This window comes from Streptomyces caelestis (genome assembly GCF_001279005.1).
Taxonomy (GTDB): Bacteria; Actinomycetota; Actinomycetes; order Streptomycetales; family Streptomycetaceae; genus Streptomyces; species Streptomyces heliomycini.
This window is the reverse complement of record NZ_LGCN01000043.1, coordinates 1-811: the sequence shown is the minus strand read 5'-3', so window position 1 is coordinate 811 and position 811 is coordinate 1. Positions and strand designations below refer to the sequence as shown.

Annotated in this window: 1 protein-coding gene and 1 pseudogene; both read left to right on the top strand. The window is 67.9% G+C overall.

Annotated features, from left to right (window positions below; genetic code table 11):
• Positions 1 to 595, top strand: a pseudogene (locus ADK41_RS05110) (alpha-1,4-glucan--maltose-1-phosphate maltosyltransferase); the annotation flags it as partial.
• Positions 592 to 811: alpha-amylase family glycosyl hydrolase (locus tag ADK41_RS05105; protein WP_037805355.1), on the top strand; the 220-nt coding region annotated here is incomplete at its 3' end. The pseudogene ADK41_RS05110 and the gene ADK41_RS05105, both read left to right, overlap by 4 nt.

Genomic DNA, 811 nt, shown 5'->3' with positions numbered 1-811 from the left:
GCCCGCCTTCGAGGTCCGCGCCGTCCTGGCCGCCACCCTCTCCCCCACCTGGGGCATCTACAGCGGCTACGAACTGTGCGAGAACACCCCCCTGCGCGAGGGCAGCGAGGAATACCTCGACTCCGAGAAGTACCAGCTCAGGCACCGGGACTGGGAGACCGCCGCACGCGAGGGCCGCACCCTCGCCCCCCTCATCACCAAGCTCAACACCATCCGGCGCGAGAACCCGGCCCTGCGGCAGCTGCGCGACCTCCACTTCCACCACGCCGACAAGGAGGAGGTCATCGCGTACTCGAAGCGGCGGGGTTCGAACACGGTTCTGGTGGTCGCCAACCTCGACCCCCACCACACCCAGGAGGCGACGGTCTCGTTGGACATGCCGCAACTCGGCCTGGAGTGGCACGAGTCGGCACCGGTGCGCGACGAGCTCACCGGCGAGACCTATCAATGGGGCAGGGCCAACTATGTGCGCCTGGGTCCGGGAGGAGCGCATGTGCTCGTCGTCGGCCGGGCATCCGGGAGTGAGCCCCCGGGTGAGCGCAGCCGCGTCCTGCGACCGTCCAGCCCGTCGATCGGAGGGTCACCCACAGCATGATCGTCAACGAACCCGTCCCGGACACCTTCGAGGACACCCCCGCCAAGGACCGGGACCCGGACTGGTTCAAACGAGCCGTCTTCTACGAGGTCCTCGTCCGCTCCTTCCAGGACAGCAACGGTGACGGCATCGGCGACCTGAAGGGCCTGACCGCCAAGCTGGACTACCTGCAATGGCTGGGCGTCGACTGCCTCTGGCTGCCGCCCTTCTTCAAGT